Here is a 21,160-nt window from a genome sequence, read left to right as displayed (position 1 = left end):
TTGGGAGGGCTCCGGCGACACCGACCGGTTAGCCGTTTGACACACATTCCATGACATTCGGGCAAAAAAATAGCAGGGGGAGGAGAGGATCCTCACGCACCTGCTGCTGTTACCTGTGACGCCTGCGAGCCTTAACGGCGGGTGGCGTAGGGATTCGGGTAGTTGAAGCCCTGGGTATAGAGAGATTGGGCAAACCAATAGGTTGAATTGCTGCCTGACATCATAAACTCCTGATTGCTTAACAAGTTACGTACCTTAATGCGGGTTCACATCCTTGAACTGACACTCGGTTCCATGGAGGCGCACTTGCTTTGCTTCGGTTCCCTGGAGGCATTGATTGTCATCCTGACAAGTGGGCTGGCCACGGCGGCTAATTTACCACCCGCCGCCAAAAAGACAATATATTTGTGACTGACGTCACAAAATTGATGTTGTGCTGACACAAATAAGGCAGGTAGTGAAGTTCGCCATCCACGCTCCCTTTCCCAGCACAAGCAGAGCGTCATTTGCGCTGATCGCTCACATTTTTGCGTGATTGACTGTATTATCGTTATCCTCTTCCCCGGCCCGCAGAGTGGGGCCCGACATTTTCCATGCTGGTAAGGAGTCCCGACGTGGCACAGCTCAGTTCTCTGTCTCCCAAGTTGATTTGGCAATTCTTCGAGCAGATCTGCTCCATCCCCCACCCCTCCAAGCACGAAGCCCAGCTGAGCGCCTGGATCGTGGCGTGGGCCCAGGGAGAAGGCCTGGCGGTCAAGCAAGATGCCGTCGGCAACATCATCATCAAGAAACCGGCCACGCCGGGGATGGAAAACCGCAAGGCCGTGGTGCTGCAAGCCCACATCGACATGGTGCCCCAGGCCAACGCCGACACCCAGCACGACTTCACCACCGATCCCATCGATGCCTACATCGATGGCGAATGGGTCACCGCCCGTGGTACCACCCTGGGTGCCGACAACGGCATGGGCATGGCGGGTTGCCTGGCCGTGCTGGCCGACAAGACCATCAAGCACGGCCCGCTGGAAGTGCTGCTGACCACCGACGAAGAGACCGGCATGACCGGCGCCTTCGGTCTGGAAGCGGGCTGGCTGGAAGGCGAGATCCTGCTCAATACCGACTCCGAAGAGGATGGCGAGGTCTACATGGGCTGCGCCGGCGGGGTGGATGCCAATATCCGCTTCCCCCTGGAGCGGGTCGCTGCCACCGAGGGTGAAGGTTTCGAGCTGCAGGTCAAGGGCCTGCGCGGCGGCCACTCCGGGGTCGACATCCATCGCGGCCGCGGCAACGCCAACAAGCTGCTGGTCCGTCTGCTCAAGGCCGCCGAACCGCTGGGGGTGCGCCTTGGCGATCTCAGTGGCGGCACCTTGCGCAACGCCATCCCCCGCGAGGCCCGCGCCAGCCTGCTGGTGCCCGCCGCCAGCGTGGCTGACTTCAAGGCCCTGGTGGACCGCTACGCCGGCATCTATCAGAGCGAGCTGGCCGCCACCGAGGCCAACCTCACTGTGCTGCTCACCGCCCGGGAGAAACCGGCCCAGCTCATGAGCGAGTCCCTGCAAAGCCGCCTGCTGGATGCCCTGATGGCCTGCCCGAACGGGGTGATGCGCATGAGCGACGCCATCCCGGGCGTGACCGAGACCTCCACCAACCTGGGTGTCATCAAGACACTCGAGGGGGAAGTCTATGTGCAGTGCCTGATCCGCTCCCTCATCGATTCCGGTCGCGAGAACATCGAGCAGATGACCCGCTCCCTGTTCACCCTGGCCGGCGCCAGCTGCGAGTTCACCGGCGCCTACCCGGGTTGGGCCCCGAACGTCGACTCACCGGTCATGGCACTGGTGCGAAGCAGCTACCAGACCCTGTTTGGCGAGATGCCGAACGTCATGGTGATCCACGCAGGCCTCGAGTGCGGTCTGTTCAAGAGCGCCTACCCGGAGTGGGACATGGTCTCCTTCGGCCCGACCATCCGCGGCGCCCACGCCCCGGGTGAGAAGGTGCACATCCCGGCGGTCGAGCGTTTCTGGCAACTGCTGGTTCACGTGCTGGAACATATCCCGGCCAAGTAAGCCAGCTCACGACCATACCGATGCCCCGCCCCGTGCGGGGCATCTTTTTTGTGCTCCCTCCTCGGCCACCTCTCTCATATCCCCGATTCCACGCGTGGCACTGGCTTGAAACCGTATCCATGAACAGGTCTGCATTTGAAAACCCTTTCCATGATTTATGTAAATTTACAACACAAAAAGTTGATCCAGCTCACATATGCCCCTAGGATCAGAACGTGACCAAGGTCACACAACCCATGAACCACAGAGAAACGAGGTCATCATATGTTCGAGAATCTGGCAGTGCTGTTCCACCTGAAGGGTGCAACCAGCAAGAAAGGTGCTGAAGAGAAAGACACTTATGCGCCTGCAACCCGCAATTACTACTTCCGTTATGGCGCCTGATATCGCCTGTCCGGAAGTTGAAATTAGCAACGTAATAAAACTACAAAACAACTCAGCAATCCACACAACAGCCACCCCCATCGGGGCGCTGTCCTGCCCGGGCCAGAATTCCCACGGCCAAACCTGAACTCCAACCATGAAGATGGGGCCCGCAGGCCCCATTTTTTTATCCCGTTTCCGCTTTTATTGCGCCTCCTCGGTGCCACCTTGCAGCGATGCCGGTCGCGACGCGACGGGCGCCGGCATCATATCGCCTTTCCCAGTGGCACCGCCTCCTGCACGGTCAAGGGGAAATGGCAGGCTACCTGATGCCCCTGCCCGCCGCACGCCTCAAGGGCGGGCGAGAGGGTGCGGCACAGATCCGTTGCATGGGGGCAGCGCTGGTGAAAGTGGCAGCCACTCGGCGGCGAGATGGGGGACGGCACATCCCCCGTCAGCAGGATGCGCTGGCTGCGCCGCCGCGGATCCGGCACCGGAATGGCGGAGATGAGCGCCTGGGTATAGGGATGGCGCGGTGCCAGGTAGAGAGCTTGGGCCTCGGCCAGCTCGACGATCCGGCCCAGATACATCACCGCAATCCTGTCCGAGATGTGCTTGACCACCGACAGGTCATGGGCGATGAAAATGATGGCGAGGTTCATCTCCCGCTGCAGATTGAGCAGCAGGTTCACGATCTGGGACTGCACCGACACGTCGAGCGCCGACACCGCCTCGTCACACACCAGCAGCTTGGGCTTGAGGGCGATGGCGCGGGCGATGCCGATGCGCTGTCGCTGGCCGCCAGAGAACTCATGGGGATAGCGATCCACCGCGCTGCCGGGCAAGCCAACTTTCTCCAGCAGCTCCTGCACCCATGTCCGACGCTGTTCGGCGTTGCCCTTGCCGTGGATGATGAAGGGCTCCTCCAGGATCTGCCCAACCGTGTGGCGGCTGTTGAGGGATTCTGCGGGATCCTGGAACACGATCTGCATCTCCTGACGCAGGGATCGCATCTCCTTGGGCGAGAGGTGGGTGATGTCACGCCCCTCGAAGGTGATGGAGCCGGCGCTCGGCTCGAACAGCTTGAGCAACGAACGCCCCAGGGTGGACTTGCCGCATCCCGACTCCCCCACCAGGCCAAGGGTCTCCCCCTGCCTGAGATCAAAGCTGATGCCATCCACCGCGTAGACAGTGTATTGCTTGCGCAAGAAACCGCCACCCATCTTGAAATGCTGCTTTAAATTGCTTACCGACAACAAGCTGGTCATGACTTCCATCCCCGACGATTCATGGCAGCAGACGACCTGGTCGCCTTCCCGCCGCCTGGCTGTCCTGCGACACCCCGTCCCCGCACCAGGCCGTTCATAGGCTCACCTCCTTCCAGTGGTGGCAGGCCACCCCGTGGCGTTCGCTCAACTGCTCGGTCACCGGTATGGTCTCCACGCAAAGGGGCGTGGCATGGGGGCAGCGGTTGGAGAAACGGCACCCCGCCGGCATCTCGTGCAGGGCGGGCACCTGACCCTTGATGGTCTTGAGCAGGCTCTTTGGCACATCTTCCAGACGCGGGATCGAGGCCATCAAACCATGAGTATAGGGATGGCGCGGGTGGTCAAACAGTTCATAGATATCGGCCCGCTCCACCGCACGCCCGGCATACATCACCACCACCTCGTCGCACAGCTCCGCCACCACCCCGAGATCGTGGGTGATGAAGATGATGGCCATGCCGGTCTGGGCTTGCAGCTCCTTCATCAGATCCAGGATCTGGGCCTGGATGGTCACATCGAGCGCCGTGGTCGGCTCGTCGCAGATGAGCAGGGCCGGTTCGCAGGCCAGCGCCATGGCGATCATCACCCGCTGGCGCATGCCGCCGGAAAGATTGTGGGGATAAGCCGCGAAACGCTGGGCAGGCTCGGGGATCCCCACCTTCTGCAACATGGCGATGGCGGCGTCACGGCGCTGGGCCTTGCTGTAATCGGGGCAGTGGAGGCGAAACACCTCCATCAGCTGATCGCCGACCGTCTGCACCGGGTTGAGGGCCGTCATGGGCTCCTGAAAGATCATGGAGATACGGTTGCCACGCACCTTGTACATCTGCTCCGGCGGCAGATTGAGCAACTCCTCCCCCTGAAAGCGGATGGAGCCCGCCACCACCTGACCGTGGGGCCTTGGCAGCAACCCCATGATGGCCAGCGAGGTGACGCTCTTGCCGCAGCCGGACTCGCCGACTATCCCCAGGGTCTTGCCCGGGGCGACCTGGAAGCTGACCCCGTCGAGCACCTTGATCTTGCCGTCGTCGACGGCGAACTCCACCTCGAGATCCCGCACCTCGAGGATGGGGGACAGAGACTGCCCCTCATGATCGCTGGTGCCGGGGGCGGTGGCCTGTGTGTTGGGCATGACTGCTGCTCCCTTCTGGGCCACATCAATGATGTGCATAGGTCTTGTCGATCAGGGTGATGGGGGCCAGCGCCTTGCCGTCAGCCTTGGCCTTCTGGGTCTCCTCCTTCACTTTGGGATCGATCCAGAGCAGGCCGCCACTGCTGTGGGGGTAGCCATCCATGGGCCAGTAGAGCAGATCCGGGGTGTTGCGGGTGGCGGGCACCTCCGGCAGCATCACATAGCGCCAGCTGCTGGCTCGCACGTAGTTGAGCTGGACGCCGGGCACGAAGATGGCGAGATCATAGATGCGCTGCTGGATCTGGTGGGAAAGCGCGGCCCGCTTGTCCATGTCGAACTCGACGTTGTAGGCGTCGATCAGGCTGTCGAGCTCTTTGTCAGCCACGTTGAACAGGTTGTTGGTCTGGGGCTTGTTGGCATTGTCGGAGTGGAAGGACTCCCAGTATTGCGGATAGAGACCACCGCCCCCCCAACCAAGCCAGGCCGCCTCGTGTTTCTTCTCCAGCATCACCTTGAAGCCGGTGGCGCCATCCACCAGATTGAGCTCCAGATCCAGGCCCGCCTTCTTGGCCTCTTCCTTGAGCACGGTCAGCCGCTTGGAGTGCTCCTGGCTGGTGTAGGTGAGGGCCAGGGTGAGCCGCTCTCCCTTGTCGTTTTGCAGGATGCCGTCCGGTCCCTGCTTGCCGTAACCGCCCTTGGCGAAGTACTCCCGTGCCTTGGCGATGTCGTAGGCCCGCTCAGGGAGCGCGATGTCGGTGAAGGCCCCAAAGCCAGAGCCGAAGGTGGTAGCGCGGTCATAGTCGCCGTGCAGCACCGTCTCTATCATCTTGTCGATGTTGAAGGCGTGCTGGATGCCGAGCCGCACGTTGAGATCCGCCAGCTTGGGATTGGCCACGTTGAGGTGAACCCCCTGCCCCCCCTGCTTGGTGTCGGTCATGGCCATCACCTTCTGCACGTATCCCTGCTTGTACTCCGGGGTGACCGCCTTCTCATGCCACCAGTTGGGCAGGATCATCTCGAAGGTGTCCAGCTCCCCCTTGAGGAAGTGGCGGAACGCGATGTTGTGGTCGCGGATCACCTGCACCTTGATGGTGTCGAGGTTGAACCTGTGCTGGTTGTAGCGATCGTCTTTTGCCCACCACTCCTTCTGCTTGCTGAAGGTGACGGATTTGCCCTTCTTCACGTCGCTCATCACGTAGGGGCCCGTGGTGGGTACCACGGCCCAGTTGTACTGCTTCACCCAGTTCGGGCCCATCTTGTAGTAGTGCTTGGGCTGGGGCCACAGTTCGGTGGTGTTGAGGAGATCGAGCTTGGCCTTGCGGCTGCCCGCCTTGACCAGGATGGTGTGGTCGTCAATCTTCTCCACCGCCACCACCTCGGTGGTGTAGTAGTTGTTGAACCAGGGGCCCTTGATGTCCTTGGAGCGCATCATCTCGTAGCCGAAGGTGTAGTCATCGGCGGTGACCGGCTTGCCGTCGGACCACTTGGCGCGCGGGTCGAGCTTGAAATAGACGGTCTGGCTGTCCGGCGCGATGGCCCAGGCATTCGCCAGGGCCGGAATGGGGTTGCCCGTGTTGGGATGGAAGCTGATGAGCCTCATCTGGTTGTCGAGGATGAAGGAACGGAACGAGCCGTTGGAATCCGGCCCCACGGTGCGAAACGTCAGCGGGAAGCTGTCGACGAAGAGATTGAGGTTGCCGCCGGGCAGCGCCTTGGGAGAGGCGAACACGGGGTCGGTGTCGTTGGTCTCCCACGTCAGATCCGCGGGCAGGCTGGCCGCCCACACCCAGGATCCGTTCAACAGCAGAAAGAGAGCACCTGTCCATTTGATTTTATTGTTCATGTTTGACTTCCTGGTCATGCCCCTGCACTGGGGGCGTCTTCATTAAGGGTCCTGTCGATGTGCCCTGGCAAGGCGCCACCGCTCACTGATAACGGGTAAATTTGCGCGGATCGAACGCCTCCCGGATGGCCTCCCCGATAAAGGAGACCATGATGAGCACCAGGCTCACCGCCGCCACCACCGAACTCACGATCCAGATGGCGTCGAGGTTGTTGATCCCCTGGGAGAGCAGCTCCCCCCAGCTCGGGGTCGGCGGCGCCAGGCCAAAGCCCAGGTAGTCCAGCGCCGTCAGGGTGGAGATGTTGCCCACCACGGCAAACGGGGCCAGGGTGACGATCATCATCAGGGTATTGGGCAGAATGTGGTTGAAGATGATGCGCCTGGTGCTCGCCCCCTGGGCCCGCGCCGCCATCACGTAGTCCCGCGCCCGCTCCTTGTAGGTGAGGGTGCGCATGTACCAGGTGATCCCCATCCAGCCGAACAGCACGTTGATGCCGACGAACAGGCCGAAGTTCGGCTTGGCCAGGGAGACCAGGATCATGATGACGTAGAGGAAGGGCACCTGGGACCAGATCTCGATGAAACGCTGCATCAGGAGATCGAACCGACCGCCAAGGAACCCCATCATGCAGCCGATGCTGACCCCGATGACATAGCTCGCCACCAGCGCGATGAAAGCAAAGCCGATGGCAATGCGAAAGCCGTAGACCAGCCGTGCCAATACGTCGCGACCGCTGGTGTCGGTGCCGAGGAAGTGGCGCTCCGCCAGGCTCGGGGCATAGGGCGGGTAGGCTTCCTCCTTGAAGTCCTGTTCATAGGGGTTCCAGGGGACCAGGGGCAGCAACACCCAATCCCCCTTATCTTCCTTCGCAAATTGGCTCTTGAGCTGGCGGTAGTTGGTCTCGTACTCGTAGTCGAGCCCGAAGTGCTGGCCCGGGATCACGTCCCCATAGGTGGGGAAATAGAGCTCCCCCTGATAACTCACCGCCAGGGCCCGGCTGTTGACCAGCAGTTCCGCCAGCAGAGAGATGACCACCAGGACCGAAAAGATGACAAAGGAGTAGTAGCCGCGCTTTATCGACTTGAAGCGCTTGAGTTTTTTCAGAGTTACCGGATTCAGGTTCATGCTCACTCTCCAAACCGCACGCGGGGATCGACCAGGGCAACGCAGATGTCGGAGACAATGTTGCCCACCAGCATCAGCATGGAGGTGATGGCCAGAATGCCCATGACGGTGGGGTAATCCCGCTCGACGATGGCCTCGTAACCGAGCAGGCCGATGCCGTCGATGTTGAAGATGGTCTCGATGAGGAAGGAGCCCCCGAAGAAGACGGTGAGCACCGACCCTAAGTGACTCGCGATGGGGATCAGGCTGTTGCGCATGGCGTGATCGGTCACCGCCTTGCGAAACGGCAACCCCTTGGCCACGGCGGTGCGCACATAATCCGCCGACAGGTTCTCCATCAGGCTGTTCTTCATGGTCATGGTGAGGATGGCGAAATCCCCGATGGCGTAGGCGATGAGCGGCAGCAGGGCGTGGGCGAAGACGGTGCGGATCTGATCCCAGCTGCTCTCCATCCCGTCAAACTCGTCCCCCGGGAAGCCCCCCATGGGCAGCCACTCCAGATGGAACGCAAAGACGGTGATGAGGAAGATCCCCACCACGTAGGCGGGCAGCGCATAGGCCATGTAGATGAGCATCGAGCTCAGGGAATCGAAGCGGCTGTTGTGCCTGAGCGCCTTGGCCACCCCGAGCGGGATGGAGACGGCATAACTCAGCAGAAAGGTGGCGAGCCCGAAGAAGGCGGTCACCGGCAACCTCTCCTTGATGAGATCCCACACCGGCTCGTAATAACGGGTCGACTCCCCGAGATCCAGCACCGCCAGCTTCTGCAACCAGTCCCAGTAGGCGACCAGCATGGGCTTGTCGAGGCCGTAGAACGCCTTGAGCTCTTCAATCTGTTCGTCGGAGAGTGCCTGCGCCCCCTTGCTGCCACTGGAGCGGCCGGACTCGTTTTGCGAGACCTGCGCCTGCAGCAGCATGCGCTCGACCGGGCCGCCCGGCACGAAGCGGGTGATGGTGAAGACGAGCAGGGTGATACCGAGAAACGTCGGGATGATCAAAAGCATCCGACGTAGGAAATACGACAGCATGGTGGAACCTCGTCCTTGTTGTTCTTTTATGGCCAGTCACATCCGGTGACGGGCCTATCCTTACCTGGCATTACTCACTGAATTGACTGGCATTGACAGACAATCCGGCTCGGTCACTGTAAAAGCTCTGCAACAAAAATCAAGTAGAACCCGGTCTGCGACCAGGAATGTCCCCCCGCAGCATATCCCGCGGATGATTTTTTCCAAAAAACCCAACTTCAATATAAAAAACTGCTACGCCTACCCGTCAAACTCGATTTTAATTATTAAAAAATTAATTACACAGGTGTTTTAATTCATGCCAATCAGAACAAAATCAACAAGTTAATAGCGGTTCGGGGTATTTTCTCATTTACCTATAAAAGAAGAGGGATAGCCGCCCCCACCCTCCGTTCCCCGGAAAACGCTCTCGCCATAAAAGCAGATGAAAATACTGCAAAAAACCATTTTCTCGATATCGACACTGGAGTGACAAGCGACTTATCGATAAGTTCAAAAATAATCAATAAAATTGTAAAAATCGAACTTAACAACATCTTTACATAAGTTGACGCGGCATTTACGGAATAAAACGCCAAAAATATTCCATCAAGTGCATCTTCCCATCTAATTCCCCCTGCAGCCCCCATCCCCGCCGCTCCATTTGACGTCCATCACCAAACCTTGATAAGCCTTACGCACCGCTCCAACGAGGGCGGTAATGGAAGCAAACAATAAACAATCAGGAAGGATACTAGCGATGCTTAGGAAAAGCAGACTCTCTGCTGCCGTAGCGTTTGCCTTGGCGAGCGCGGCAGTTGTGGCTACCCCTGTCCTGGCCGAAGAGGGCCAGAACGTAGAAAAACTGCAAAAAATCAAGGTCACCGGCTCCCGGATCTCCCGGGTCGATGTGGAAGGCGCCACCCCGGTCGTCTCCGTGACCAAGGCGAAAATCGAGCAATCCGGTCAGCAGACCGTCGCCGATTACCTCAAGCAAGCCTCCTACAACTCCTTTGGCGGCGTCTCCCCTGCCTCCGGCAGCTCCTTCCAGTCCCAATCCACCGTCGGCCTGCGCGGCCTGGGTTCCGAGCGTACCCTGGTTCTGCTGAACGGCAAGCGGGTAGCGGGTTCCCCCACCATGGGCGGCACCTCCATCAACCTCAACACCATCCCCATGGCCGCCGTTGAGCGGGTCGAGGTCAACCTGGACGGCGGCTCCGCCATCTACGGTTCCGACGCCATTGGTGGCGTAATCAACGTGGTGCTCAAAGAGGGCTACGAAGGGCTGGACTTCCAGGGCCGCATTGGCTCCCCGAGCGAAGAGGGCGGCGACGAGAAGAGCGGCTCCATCGTGGCAGGGGTGGCCGGCGAGAAGGGCTCCCTGATGGCGGTCTACGAGCACGACAAGAAGGACGTCATCTACAGTCGCGATCGGGACTATCTTGCCAAGCAGGGCAACGACTCCCCCAGCCCCTACGGCCGCAACGTGGAAGGGATCACGGGCCTTGACGCCAACGGCGACCCCATCTGGAAATACGGCCCCCTGGCCGGCGCCACCAATGCCGACGGCTCATGCAAGGAGCCCTTCGTCGGCTTCGAGGGCGGCTGTAACTTCAACTACGGCCAGGTCGCGGCCACCACAGCCTCCCGCAGCCGTGACACCCTGTACGTGAACGGTCGCTACCACATCAACGACAACGTGGACTTCGTGCCGCAGATCATCGGCTCCCGAGTCGAGAGTTTTGGCCGCTTCGCCCCGGCCGCCGGCGCCTTCACCATTGACCCGGCCAACCCGAAGAACGCCCAGTTCTTCACCGACAACGGCCTGGATGCCGCCGCCACCCAGGGTCTGGGTGAGGCTGCCTACGCCTACTACCGCTTCAGCAACGTCGGTCCCCGTGACAACTATGTCACCGACACCACCGGCAGCATGAACCTCGGCTTCGAAGGCACCATCGCCACCGAAAGCGTCGGCGACATGCAGTGGAACGCCGGCTACATGTACTCCAAGACCGACAACAAGGAGAACGGCACCGGTTACGTGCTGAAGTCCGCTGCCCAGCAGGCGATCGCCGACGGCAAGTTCGTCGGTGGTGAGTTCGACCCCCAGAGCACTGCCTCCATGGCCGCCGACACCAGCCGCCGCGCCACCATGGACTTCTACCAGTGGTACGCCGGTGTCCAGTGGGACATGGGTGAACTGCCGGCCGGTCCGGTCAGCTGGTACGCCGGTGCCGAGTACAACGACTGGGTCTATGCCGACAAGTACGACGCCCAGTCCGAAGCAGGCAACATCATCGGCTCCGCAGGCAACTCCTCCGGTGGCGTGCGTGACGTGACTGCCGCCTACATCGAGTCACTGGTGCCCATCACCGAGCAGATCGAGCTGAACGTGGCCGGTCGCTTCGACAAGTACAGCGACTTTGGCAGCGCCTTCTCCCCCAAGGCGAGCCTGCGTTACCAGCCGCTGGACAACCTGATGCTGCGCACCTCCTGGTCCCGTTCGTTCCGCGCCCCCAGCCTGAGCGATCTCTACTCGGCTGATTCCGAGTCCGCCGACTGGGCGAAGGATTACGTCTACTGCGAGGCCAACGGCATCTCCGCGGCAGACTGCCCGAACCGCCAGTACACCACCACCCGTACCTCCAACGAGGATCTGAAGGAAGAGACCGCGGACACCTGGAACTTCGGGGTGGCCTACAGCCCGGTGGATGACCTGAACCTCTCCCTGGACTACTACACCATCAAGATCGAGGACCTGATCCAGCTGAACTCCCTGCAGTCTCTCATCTATGACGAACTGAACAGCGGCAGCTCCAGCAGCATCATCCGCAACAGCCAGGGCAAGATCGGTAGCGCCATCGCGCCCATGGTCAACCTGGGGACCCTCGAGACCTCCGGCCTCGACCTGAAGGTGGATTACACCTACGACCTGAACTACGCCACCGTGCGTTATGACCTGGGCGGTACCTACATCCTGAAATACAAGGAAGGTCTGTACGCCGGTGGTCCCGTCATCGACAAGATCGGCCAGAACGGTCTGCCCCAGATGCGCTTCAGCTCCGGTGTGGGTGTCAATGTTCCCCAATGGTGGAACATGGATACCTACCTGAGCGCGAACTACATCGACTCCCAGAGCCAGGACTACATCGCCGATACCGGCGAGGAAGTGGGCCACATCGCGTCCCAGACCACCTGGAACCTGAACGTCGGCGTGGAAGCGCCCTGGAACGGCAAGATCCAGGTCGGCGTGAAGAACATGTTCAACGTGGGCCCGTCCCTCGAGAGCGATGGCTTCACCTATGACGACGAGCTCTACAGCATCGACGGTCGCATCTACTACCTCGACTACAGCCAGAAGTTCTAATCCACCAGCAAACCACAAGCCGGCCCGTTCGGGCCGGCTTTGCCCAAGGTCCCAAGGAAGTTACGGAGATAGGGTAATCCTATGAAGACAAGGACAATTACAATGAAGAAAGCGCTCCTCGGCAGCCTGATTACGGCTGCCTTGCTGACCAGCTTCAATCTGAGTGCCGCCTCTGCCAGCCAGGCCGTGGACGCTCAAGCCGCCACCGACAATGCATCCAAAGTTTCCCAGCAGAAGATCGACAGCTACGCCGAGTCTGCCGAGTCTGCCCTGGCCCAGTACAAGGCCGCCCTGCGCCAGGTAGACAGCCTGCGCGCCTACAACGAGCAAGTGGGCAAGATGGTCGACTCCCAGAGCGCCGAACTCGCCTCCATGCAAAAGCAGATCGCCCAGATCGACCAGACCAGCACCGAAGTGGTGCCCCTGATGCTCAAGATGATCGACTCCCTCGAGCAGTTCGTCTCCCTGGACCTGCCGTTCCAGAAGGTGGAGCGTGAGGACCGCGTGGCGGCCCTGACCGATCTCATGAACCGGGCCGACGTCACCATCTCCGAGAAGTACCGCAAGATCCTCGAGGCCTACCAGATCGAGGAGGGCTTCAGCCGCACCATCGAAGCCTACAAGGCGAGCCTGGACAAGGATGGCGGCGAGAAGACCTACGAGTTCCTGCGCGTCGGCCGCATCGCCCTGCTCTACCAATCCCCGGATGGCAACGAGACCGGCATGTGGAACAAGAAGACCCGCCAGTGGGAAGTACTGCCCCAGGAGTATCGCAGTGCGGTTGAACAAGGCCTTCGCATCGCGAAGAAGCAGGCGCCCCCCGCCCTCATCAAGCTGCCGGTTCAAACTGCGGAGAAAGCATCATGAAAGGAATCAAACTTGCCATCGCCTCGCTGATCGCGGGCGCCACCCTGGTCACTCTGCCGGTGACCGCTGCCGAGAAGCCGGTGGATCTCAACGCCCTGCTCAATCAGGTCAAGGCCGCCAGCACCAGCGAATCCCAGCTCAACAAGGAGCGGGAAGCCCGCTTCCTGGCTGACAAGAACGAACAAGGGGCCCTGCTCGCCAAGGCCAAGGCGGATCTCGCCACCGAAGTCGCCAGGGGCGAAAAGCTCAAGGCTACCTTCGATGCCAACGACAAGCAGCTCACCGAGCTGACCGAAACCCTGCGCCAGCGCTCCGGCAACATGGGCGAGATGTTTGGCGTGTTGCGCCAGTTCGCCGGTGAATTCAAGGGGATCTTCAATGCCTCCGCCCGCCGGGTCGAACATCCCGAGCAGACCGCCCTGCTGACTCGCCTGGCCGAGAGCAAGGAGCTGCCCTCCAGCGATGACCTGACCGCCTTCTGGACCACCACCCTCAGCCGCATGGTCGACGGTGGCAAGGTGAGCCAGATCCCGGCCACCGTGGTCTACGGCGAGGGCAACCAGGCCCAGAAGACCGTGACCCAGATAGGCGAGTTCAACACCGTCTCCGAAGGCAAGTACCTCACTTTCGTGCCGGAGACCGGCAAGTTCGAGCAACTCTCCCGCCAACCCGAGAACGCGGTGCTGGAACCGGTCGCCAAGTTTGAACAGGGTGGCGGCAGCGTCGAACCCATCTTTATCGACCCGTCCCGCGGCGTGATCCTCTCCCTGCTGGTGCAGTCGCCGACCCTCAAGGAGCGCATCGATCAGGGTGGATCCGTGGGCTACGTGATCCTGGCGTTGGGTGTCATCGGTACCCTGCTGGCCCTGTTCTGCGGTGCCCGTCTCTCCCTCATCGGCGGCGCCATGCGCAAGCAGCTGAAATCCGAGCAGATCATCAAGGGCAACCCCATCGGCGAGATGCTGGGGGCCTACCAGGATCACCGGGGTGACAACATCGAGGATCTGGAATCCAAGCTCGACGAGATCATCCTGCGCAACGTGCCCAAGCTGGAGAAGGGCATCAGCCTCATCAAGCTGATCGCCTCCGTCGCCCCGCTGCTGGGCCTGCTGGGTACCGTGGTCGGGATGATTGCCACCTTCCAGGCCATCACCCTGTTCGGTACCGGCGATCCCAAGCTGATGGCGGGGGGTATCTCCGAAGCCTTGGTCACCACCATGCAGGGTCTGGTGGTCGCCGTGCCCATGCTGTTCCTCTACACCATCGTGCAGACCCAGAGCCGTCGTCTGATCCAGGTACTGGAAGAGCAGAGCGCCGGTTTCGTCGCACGCTACCAGGAACGTCTGCACGCCGCCAAAGCCGCAGCCTAAGGAGTCACCCATGTGGTTCTGGTTGATTGAAGAAGTCGAGTCGGTCCGCCGGTTTCTGGGATTGGGGGGCGACGTGCTGGTCGCCCTGTTCTTCCTGACCCTGATGATGTGGGCCCTGCTGCTGGAGCGCTGGTTCTACTTCATGGCGGTCTACCCCAAACAGGTGAAGCAAACCAAGGCGGCCTGGCTGGCCCGCACCGATCACCTCTCCTGGTCCGCCAGGCAGATCCGCCGCGAGCTGGTCTCCCGGGTCGCCATGGCGGTGGACAAGGGGATGCCGGTCATCAAGGTGCTGATCGCCCTCTGCCCGCTGATGGGGCTGCTCGGGACCGTGGTCGGCATGGTGCAGGTGTTCGATACCCTGGCCATCACCGGCACCGGCTCCCCCAGGGCGATGGCCTCGGGGATCTCCAAGGCGACGGTACCGACCATGGCGGGCATGATTGCCGCCCTTTCCGGCCTGTTTTTTGTCAACCAGCTCGATCACAAGGCCAAGTTGGCGGTGCAGAAGCTGGAAGACAACCTGAAACACGGCTGATGCAGGATGCACATCCCCGGCCGGGCCATGCCCGCCGGGGCACAGAACAAGCAAGGAGTTTTTTGCCATGAGAAAACGTCACAGCGACAGCGGTGCTGACGAGGCGGCCATCGATTTGACCCCCATGCTGGACATCGTGTTCATCATGCTGATCTTCTTCATCGTCACCACCTCGTTCGTCAAGGAGTCCGGCGTGGAGATCAACCGCCCGAGCGCCAGCACGGCCGAGACGGTGAAGAAGGGGAACATCATGGTCGCGGTCCGCGAGAACGGTCAGGTCTGGGTCGACAAACGGGTCGTCGAAGTGGGTGCCGTGCGCGCCAACATCGAGCGGCTGCGGGCGGAGAACCCGGAGAGCGCCGTGGTGATTCAGGCCGATACCGAGTCCCGTTCCGGGCTGGTGGTGCAGGTCATGGACCAGATCCGCATGGCCGGTGTCCAGAACATCTCCATCGCGGCGAGCAAGAGCAGCTGATGCCGGAGCGAGCCCTATGAGATACCTGATATCGTTGGCGGTCTCCTGCGTGGTGGTGTTCTTCCTGTTTCTGGGAATGAACAAGCTCATCACGCCGGATCACCGGGAGCTGACGGAGCGGGAGGACGTCACCATGACCGACTTCATCCGCCTCAAGCCTCAGGAGACCCTGCAAGAGAAACAACGGGAACTGCCCAAGCCGCCGCCCCCGAACCGCCCGCCGCCCCCGCCCGAGATGGAGGTGGCGAGCACGGACAGGCCGCAGATGGAGAGCTCCCCCATGGACATGCCCAAACTCGACATCCCGGTCAACATCGGTGGCGGCAACGCCCTGGGTGCCTACAGCACCGGCGGCGGTGGCGGCGGCATGGGTGGCAACAACGGCGCCATCCCGATGGCGACCTTCGAGCCCATGATGCCCCGCAAGGCGGCCCTGGCCGGTCTCGCATCCGGCAAGGTACTGGTGGAGTTCACCGTCACCGAGCGCGGTACCGTGAGCAACATCCGCATCGTCAAGGAAGAGCCCCGCAGCTATGACCTCGGCAAGGCGGCGCGCCAGACCATTGCCAAGTGGACCTTCAAGCCGGCCATGGTGGACGGCAAGCCGCAGGCCAGTCGCATGCAGCAAGAGATCGAGTTTGCGACCAACTAAGGAGGGTGGCGATGAAAAAGTTACATACCCTGATCCTCGCCCCGGTGGCCATGGCGGTGCTGCTCAGCACCGCCACCTGGGCCGCCGAACAACCCGCCCTGTCTGACCGCGCCTACCGCGCGGTCAACAAGGCCCAGGCGTTGATCACCGAGAAGAAATACGGCGAGGCCAATGCCAAGCTGCAGGAGGCGCTGTCCGGCGCTGGCGAGCGGGTCTACGACAAGGGGGTCATTTTGCAGACCCTGGGCTTCGTGGCGGCGCAGCAGGAGAAGTACGGTCAGGCGACCAAGTACTTCGCCGACGCCATCGCCACCGGCGGCCTGCCGCCCCCGGTGGCCCAGCAGGTGCGCTACAACCTGGCCCAGCTCTACATGGCGGAGGGGAACTTCAAGGGTTCCATCAACACCATGAAGGAGTGGTTCGCAAACCTCGGCAAGGACGAGAAGCCGACCCCGCACGCCTACATCACCCTGGCCAACGCCCATGTGCAGCTCAAGCAGTACCGGGAAGCCATTCCGGCAGTGGACAACGCGATCAAGCTCTCCGCAGGCAAGGCGCCGGAGTCCTGGTACCTGCTGAAGATGGCTGCCCACTACGAGCTGAAACAGTACAAGCCGGCCACCGAGGTGCTGACTGCCCTGGTGGACCGCTACCCGGAGAAGAAGAAGTACTGGACCCAGCTCTCGGCCATGCACATGCAGGCGGGCAACGATGCCAAGGCCTTGGCGGCACTGGAAGGGGCCTACAACCTCGGCATGCTGACCGAAGCCAACGAGTTGCAGCGGCTCGCCAACTACCTCGCCTTCGCCGGCATTCCCCACCGCGCCGCCCGCGTGATGGAGAAGGCCATGAAGGAGGGGCAGATCGAGAGCACCGCGGCCAACTACAAGACGCTCGCCAACTACTGGCATCAGGCCAAGGAGCTGGACCCGGCCATCGACACCCTGGCCAAGTCCTACAAGCTGGCCCCCAATGCAGAGCTGCAGCTCAAGATGGCGCGCATGATGATCCAGAGCAAGCGCTACCAGGATCTGGTGGCCTTCGCCGCCAAGCCTGCCGCCAACGCCAGCGGCGAGCAGCGGGCGGATCTGAAGTTCCTGACCGGGGTCGCCTATTTTGAGCAGCAAAAGCCCAAGGAGGCGCTCTCCGCCTTCACTCAGGCTGCCCAGAACGGCAACGTCAGTGGTCGTGCTTCCCCCTGGATCAGCTTCTTGAAAGAGCAGCAGGGCGGCGCCGTCACCCAATAAAGCTGCGCGGCCCGGCTGGCGGAACGGGGATCTCCCCGACTCGGCATCCGGGCCGCGACACATCGACAAGGGGGTCACCCCGCAGATTGCCTTGGTGGCAATTGGCCGCTCTTCGGAGCGGTCTTTTTTATGGCACCGCCCCTGCCCTTTTCCCCCTCCTTCTCCTGATACAAGGCACAAAAAAATCCGGAGCCTGGGCTCCGGATTGGATCGTTGCGTTGGGAGGGGGCAACCCCTTCAACAGGTCATCAGTCACTGCATACCAGCGTCCAGCTGCCGTCGCCCGCTCTGAGCTCGTGGCTGGTACAGCAGCCGGGACAACTCAGTAGCTGCACACCAGCGTCCAGCGCCGTCGCCCGCTCTGAGTTCGCTGCAGGTACAGCAGCCGGGACAACTCAGTAGTTGCATACCAGCTTCCAGCTTCCATCGCCCGCCTTGGGCTCGCTGCTGGTCCACCAGTTGGCCTGCCACACCGCCTTGCCGTTGGTCATGCGGTCGTTGCCATTGGCGTGATCCCCGCGCGGCCAGGTCGGATAGGCATTGTAGTCCGCCGGGTTGACGTTCTGGCTGGCACAGGTGGTGCCACCGCTGCCGCCGTCACCACCGCCACTGCTGCCCAGCACCGCCTCGGCCAGGGCCGGGAAGTCGGACTTCAGGCCTATGGTCTGACTGCCGGCAATCAGACGCATGCCACTCGGCACGCCAGCAGCCGGCAGGTAGTAAGTCATGGCCACTTCGACCTCGGTGCCCGGCGTCCAGGCTTTCCAGGCCGGCAGCGTCAGGGCCACCTTGTGGAAGTCCTTCTCATTGGCGATGCCGTCCGAGTTCTGGTTGCCACCGCTCTCCACCACTTTCAGCCCCATGCCGCTCTGGTCGGTGATGGTGTCTGAGGTGGAGGTGGGGACCAGGAACTCGATGCGGGTGCCGCCCGGAATGGTCTGGGTCGACTTGTTGGTGAGCTTGAGGGTCGGGTTGATCGGGTAGTTGGAGTCCCCTTCCTTGAAGCCGGAGAGGCTCACGCCGATGTCGAGCTGGGCGGCTGGCGCCGGCAGATCGTTCTGCTTCAGGGCCGCCTTGTCGGCCTTGCTGAACTTCTCGTAGGCGAGGCTGGTGAGGGTGCTGCCCATCACGTACTCGTTCTTCGCGGCGTCGAAGTCATAGTCCCCCGCCATCTCCCAGAACATGACGCCCCCCAGGCCCCGCTTGACGATGTAGTCGAGCTTGTGACCCATGGACTCTTCATCTTCGGTGGAGAGGAACACCTTCTTCTGCTCGTTCCAGAGCCAGGGCGCATGAGCCTTGTCGTCGTAGTAACGCACATACTGGCCTTGCATCACGTGGGCCGGGTTGTTGGGATCCAGACCCCAGGCCTGGCCGTAGCTCGGCAAGGTGGTGATGCCGAGGCTGGCCGCATGCTCCAGGTTCTTGGCATGCCACATGGGCACGGCGCCGCCGCCAATCTCCTTGCCGTTCTTGTCAAGGTCATGCCAGATGTTGTCGATGCCCACCGCCCCGTTGCCGCACGGAATGGTGCTGCCACCGGTTCCCGGCTGGCAATCGCTCTGGCTCGGCAGCGCCGCCTTGCCACCCAGACCGTGGGTGCCACCGGTGACCCCCTGCCAGCCACGGGTGTAATAGGGCACCCCTATGTTGATCTTGCCCGCCGCCAGGGCACCGCGGAAGTAGTGGGCCGCCCAGGCGGAGTTGAGATAGCCGATGCCGCCAAACTGGGCCTGGGTGTAGACACCCCACTGGGACAACTCGGGATCCGCCTTGTTGTCGAACAGGGCGGCGTTGTGACCGACGAAGTGGTTCCAGGCACCGTGGAAGTCATAGGTCATCAGGTTGACGTAGTCGAGGTACTGGGTGACCTGGAAGTTTTCCATGCCGCGCAGCAGGTAGGCCGAGGCCGGCGAGGCGATGGTCAGCATGTACTTGCGACCGTCCTCGGTGCCGGCACTGTCGAGCTTGTTGCGCAGGGTCTTCATCAGCACTTCATAGTTCGCAAAGAGCTTGCCGCGACACTGGTTGGAGAGCGGGAAATCATTGGGGTTGCCCGCATCCTTCATGGAGGTGGGGTACTCGTAGTCGATATCCACCCCATCGAAGCCGTACTGGCGGATGAAGCCCACGGCCGAGTCGGCAAAGGCGTTGATGCCGGCGGTGTTGACCGAGCAGTCGCCCTTGGTGGTGGCGGCGTAGAAGCCGCGGGTATCGGCCCAGCCCCCGACGGAGATGAGGGTCTTCACGTCCGGGTACTGCTTCTTGTACTTGGACAGCAGGTTGAAGTGACCCTGATAGGCGAACTCCGGATCCATCTCGGCGCCCGGCACCCCGTTCCAGGTCAGCTTGGTGGCGGCGTCATCCACCTTGATGGTGTGACTCTGCTCGTCCACCGCCGCGAAGGCGTAGTTGATGTGGGTGATCTTGTCCCAGGGAATGTCACTCACCAGGTAGGCGGGCAGGCCGTTCTTGCCGGTGCGCCAGGAGGTGAAATACCCGATGACGCGGCGGCCGTGGTCATCCCCCATGCACTCGCTGCCGTCGGCGCGGTAGATCTGGCGCACGTCGCAGGAGAGGTTGCCGCCGGTAGGGGGCAGGGCCGCTTCTTCCACCTGCACGTCCACCTGGGCCGACTCGCCAGAGAGGTTGGTCTTGTCGGTCGCCACCAGCTTGAGGCCGGTCAGCCCCTTGTTCTGGGGCGTCCAGCTCAGTTGCCAAGGGGCGCTGGTGTCCTCGCCCACCTTCTGGCCATTCACGAAGAGCTCGACCTTGGCGACGTCGTCATTGGCGTCGGTGACATTGCCGCTCACGGTGAGGGCGCGGCCCAGGGTCACCCTGGCACCGGCGGCCGGGCTTGCGATGCTCACCCTGGGCGCCTCTGGCGCCACCACGGCGGCGACCTTGAAGCTCGAATCCGCCTCGCTCAGCACCTTGCCGTCTTTATCCAGCGCCCGGGCCTTGAGGGCGTGAGCGCCCGCACCGGCGGCAGACCAGCTCGCACTCCAGGGAGAAGCCGTGGCGGTGGCGACCAGAACGCCGTCGATGAGGTATTCCACCCGGGCGAGCGCCGTGACCGGGCCGCTCAGCGTCACCGCCAGGGCCACACTGGCCCCCTCGCTGACGCTGGCACCCACGGCGGGGGAGCCGATGGCGACGACCAGGGCCGGTGGCGGCACCTCGCCACCATACAGCTTCCAGGCATCGGCCCAGACCACCCCCACCCCGGGGGCGTAGTGATAGGGGGACGCGCCGCACCAGCCGGAGTAAGGGAATTCCTTGCATTCATAGAGGGCGCCTGCGTTGCTGACGATGTCGCCAGCCTTGTAGGCGGTGCCGGCCTGATAGGCGGGGTAAGCGGCCTGCGCCCAGGCAGGGACGGCCGCAAGGGCGACCAGCATGGCAAGCCTGCTGGGCCTCAAGATCTGTTGCATATTGTTATCTTCCTTGTTTTGTCTTGGCTTCAATACCGGGAAAAGCGCAATCGCAACAGGGAACAAGGGAGCGACAACAGGCCATGGACGGGCCACAAACCCTCAAGTCACCCTGGGTAACCCCGCTGTCTGGCCCGGATGGGACAGATCGGAGGCTTTGCGTCCCGGCATCACTGCCGGTTTGCCCTTTGCCTGGGTTCCGTGAGGAACGGCTCGAGTATAGGAAGCAAGTGACCACTGCTCAATCTTTATTCTCGAAGGAAAATATGTGAATGCTGGCGGCCTCACACTTTTCGCTCCCACCTGATGACAAATAGATCATCAATATCAAACTGTTAGCCACGTCAAAAAATGGCAGATGGGCTCCTTTGTCTCCTCATAATGTGCGTTGGTTCACTGGTCAGA

Annotated in this window: 14 protein-coding genes and 1 riboswitch; of the genes, 8 read left to right on the top strand and 6 right to left on the bottom strand. The window is 61.7% G+C overall.

The genetic code is table 11. The features are described 5' to 3' along the window. Positions 1–614 precede the first annotated feature (614 nt). The gene (locus AB5Y53_RS15815; protein WP_368182520.1) at positions 615–2,066 is read left to right on the top strand and encodes an aminoacyl-histidine dipeptidase; all 1,452 of its coding nucleotides are present in this window, start codon (positions 615–617) and stop codon (positions 2,064–2,066) included. Between the two features lie 629 nt (positions 2,067–2,695). Here the strand turns inward: AB5Y53_RS15815 and AB5Y53_RS15810 are convergent. The 5 genes from AB5Y53_RS15810 to AB5Y53_RS15790 form a co-directional block, all read right to left on the bottom strand. After that, complete coding sequence (locus tag AB5Y53_RS15810) at positions 2,696–3,697, bottom strand: ABC transporter ATP-binding protein (protein WP_368182519.1); 1,002 nt, start codon at positions 3,695–3,697, stop codon at positions 2,696–2,698. 94 nt (positions 3,698–3,791) lie between these two features. Then, on the bottom strand, positions 3,792–4,829 hold the full coding sequence (locus tag AB5Y53_RS15805) for an ABC transporter ATP-binding protein (RefSeq protein WP_368182517.1): 1,038 nt from the start codon (positions 4,827–4,829) through the stop codon (positions 3,792–3,794). A gap of 25 nt (positions 4,830–4,854) precedes the next feature. Continuing rightward, complete coding sequence (locus AB5Y53_RS15800; RefSeq protein ID WP_216987650.1) at positions 4,855–6,672, bottom strand: extracellular solute-binding protein; 1,818 nt, start codon at positions 6,670–6,672, stop codon at positions 4,855–4,857. Between the two features lie 82 nt (positions 6,673–6,754). Continuing rightward, entirely contained in the window at positions 6,755–7,798 is a 1,044-nt protein-coding gene (locus AB5Y53_RS15795) for an ABC transporter permease (protein ID WP_041212459.1), read from the bottom strand. Positions 7,799–7,800: 2 nt separating this feature from the next. After that, the gene (locus tag AB5Y53_RS15790) at positions 7,801–8,826 is read right to left on the bottom strand and encodes an ABC transporter permease subunit (protein ID WP_010675471.1); all 1,026 of its coding nucleotides are present in this window, start codon (positions 8,824–8,826) and stop codon (positions 7,801–7,803) included. 739 nt (positions 8,827–9,565) lie between these two features. Here AB5Y53_RS15790 and AB5Y53_RS15785 point away from each other — a divergent pair. From AB5Y53_RS15785 to AB5Y53_RS15755, 7 genes are all read left to right on the top strand, one after another. Then, on the top strand, positions 9,566–12,172 hold the full coding sequence (locus tag AB5Y53_RS15785) for a TonB-dependent receptor plug domain-containing protein (protein WP_368182515.1): 2,607 nt from the start codon (positions 9,566–9,568) through the stop codon (positions 12,170–12,172). Between the two features lie 102 nt (positions 12,173–12,274). Then, entirely contained in the window at positions 12,275–13,039 is a 765-nt protein-coding gene (locus tag AB5Y53_RS15780; RefSeq protein WP_368182512.1) for a DUF3450 domain-containing protein, read from the top strand. Further along, positions 13,036–14,409 (top strand): MotA/TolQ/ExbB proton channel family protein, encoded by a 1,374-nt coding sequence (locus AB5Y53_RS15775; RefSeq protein WP_368182511.1) that lies wholly within the window; start codon positions 13,036–13,038, stop codon positions 14,407–14,409. The genes AB5Y53_RS15780 and AB5Y53_RS15775 overlap by 4 nt, the downstream gene beginning before the upstream one ends. A gap of 10 nt (positions 14,410–14,419) precedes the next feature. Next, positions 14,420–14,947 carry a MotA/TolQ/ExbB proton channel family protein gene (locus AB5Y53_RS15770; RefSeq protein WP_039040355.1) on the top strand — a complete coding sequence of 176 codons (528 nt, stop codon included), beginning with the start codon at positions 14,420–14,422 and terminating at the stop codon, positions 14,945–14,947. Between the two features lie 67 nt (positions 14,948–15,014). Next, entirely contained in the window at positions 15,015–15,422 is a 408-nt protein-coding gene (locus tag AB5Y53_RS15765; protein WP_005327075.1) for a biopolymer transporter ExbD, read from the top strand. 16 nt (positions 15,423–15,438) lie between these two features. Next, a complete protein-coding gene (locus AB5Y53_RS15760; protein ID WP_039040356.1) occupies positions 15,439–16,074 on the top strand; it encodes an energy transducer TonB in 636 nt (211 codons plus the stop codon). Positions 16,075–16,085: 11 nt separating this feature from the next. Next, positions 16,086–17,321, top strand: coding sequence for a lipopolysaccharide assembly protein LapB (locus AB5Y53_RS15755; RefSeq protein ID WP_042014300.1), 1,236 nt, complete (start codon positions 16,086–16,088; stop codon positions 17,319–17,321). Between the two features lie 395 nt (positions 17,322–17,716). Here AB5Y53_RS15755 and AB5Y53_RS15750 read toward each other — a convergent pair whose 3' ends face one another. Beyond that, positions 17,717–20,722: a glycosyl hydrolase family 18 protein gene (locus tag AB5Y53_RS15750; RefSeq protein ID WP_368182882.1), complete on the bottom strand. Its 3,006-nt coding sequence runs from the start codon at positions 20,720–20,722 to the stop codon at positions 17,717–17,719. Positions 20,723–20,867: 145 nt separating this feature from the next. Continuing rightward, positions 20,868–20,951: riboswitch (cyclic di-GMP riboswitch) on the bottom strand. Between the last annotated feature and the right edge of the window lie 209 nt (positions 20,952–21,160).

Origin of the sequence: Aeromonas sp. R7-5, assembly GCF_040908015.1 — a bacterium.
GTDB lineage: Bacteria > Pseudomonadota > Gammaproteobacteria > Enterobacterales > Aeromonadaceae > Aeromonas > Aeromonas caviae.
The sequence above is the reverse complement of the archived record's forward strand: the minus strand, read 5'-3'. Positions and strand labels throughout refer to the sequence as shown.

Excerpts from the sequence above, each read along its gene's own strand:
- AB5Y53_RS15810 (WP_368182519.1), bottom strand. The coding sequence starts at position 3,697 with ATGACCAGCTTGTTGTCGGTAAGCAATTTAAAGCAGCATTTCAAGATG.
- AB5Y53_RS15805 (WP_368182517.1), bottom strand. The coding sequence starts at position 4,829 with ATGCCCAACACACAGGCCACCGCCCCCGGCACCAGCGATCATGAGGGG.
- AB5Y53_RS15800 (WP_216987650.1), bottom strand. The coding sequence starts at position 6,672 with ATGAACAATAAAATCAAATGGACAGGTGCTCTCTTTCTGCTGTTGAAC.
- AB5Y53_RS15795 (WP_041212459.1), bottom strand. The coding sequence starts at position 7,798 with ATGAACCTGAATCCGGTAACTCTGAAAAAACTCAAGCGCTTCAAGTCG.
- AB5Y53_RS15790 (WP_010675471.1), bottom strand. The coding sequence starts at position 8,826 with ATGCTGTCGTATTTCCTACGTCGGATGCTTTTGATCATCCCGACGTTT.
- AB5Y53_RS15785 (WP_368182515.1), top strand. The coding sequence starts at position 9,566 with ATGCTTAGGAAAAGCAGACTCTCTGCTGCCGTAGCGTTTGCCTTGGCG.
- AB5Y53_RS15780 (WP_368182512.1), top strand. The coding sequence starts at position 12,275 with ATGAAGAAAGCGCTCCTCGGCAGCCTGATTACGGCTGCCTTGCTGACC.
- AB5Y53_RS15775 (WP_368182511.1), top strand. The coding sequence starts at position 13,036 with ATGAAAGGAATCAAACTTGCCATCGCCTCGCTGATCGCGGGCGCCACC.
- AB5Y53_RS15770 (WP_039040355.1), top strand. The coding sequence starts at position 14,420 with ATGTGGTTCTGGTTGATTGAAGAAGTCGAGTCGGTCCGCCGGTTTCTG.
- AB5Y53_RS15765 (WP_005327075.1), top strand. The coding sequence starts at position 15,015 with ATGAGAAAACGTCACAGCGACAGCGGTGCTGACGAGGCGGCCATCGAT.
- AB5Y53_RS15760 (WP_039040356.1), top strand. The coding sequence starts at position 15,439 with ATGAGATACCTGATATCGTTGGCGGTCTCCTGCGTGGTGGTGTTCTTC.
- AB5Y53_RS15755 (WP_042014300.1), top strand. The coding sequence starts at position 16,086 with ATGAAAAAGTTACATACCCTGATCCTCGCCCCGGTGGCCATGGCGGTG.
- AB5Y53_RS15750 (WP_368182882.1), bottom strand. The coding sequence starts at position 20,722 with ATGCTGGTCGCCCTTGCGGCCGTCCCTGCCTGGGCGCAGGCCGCTTAC.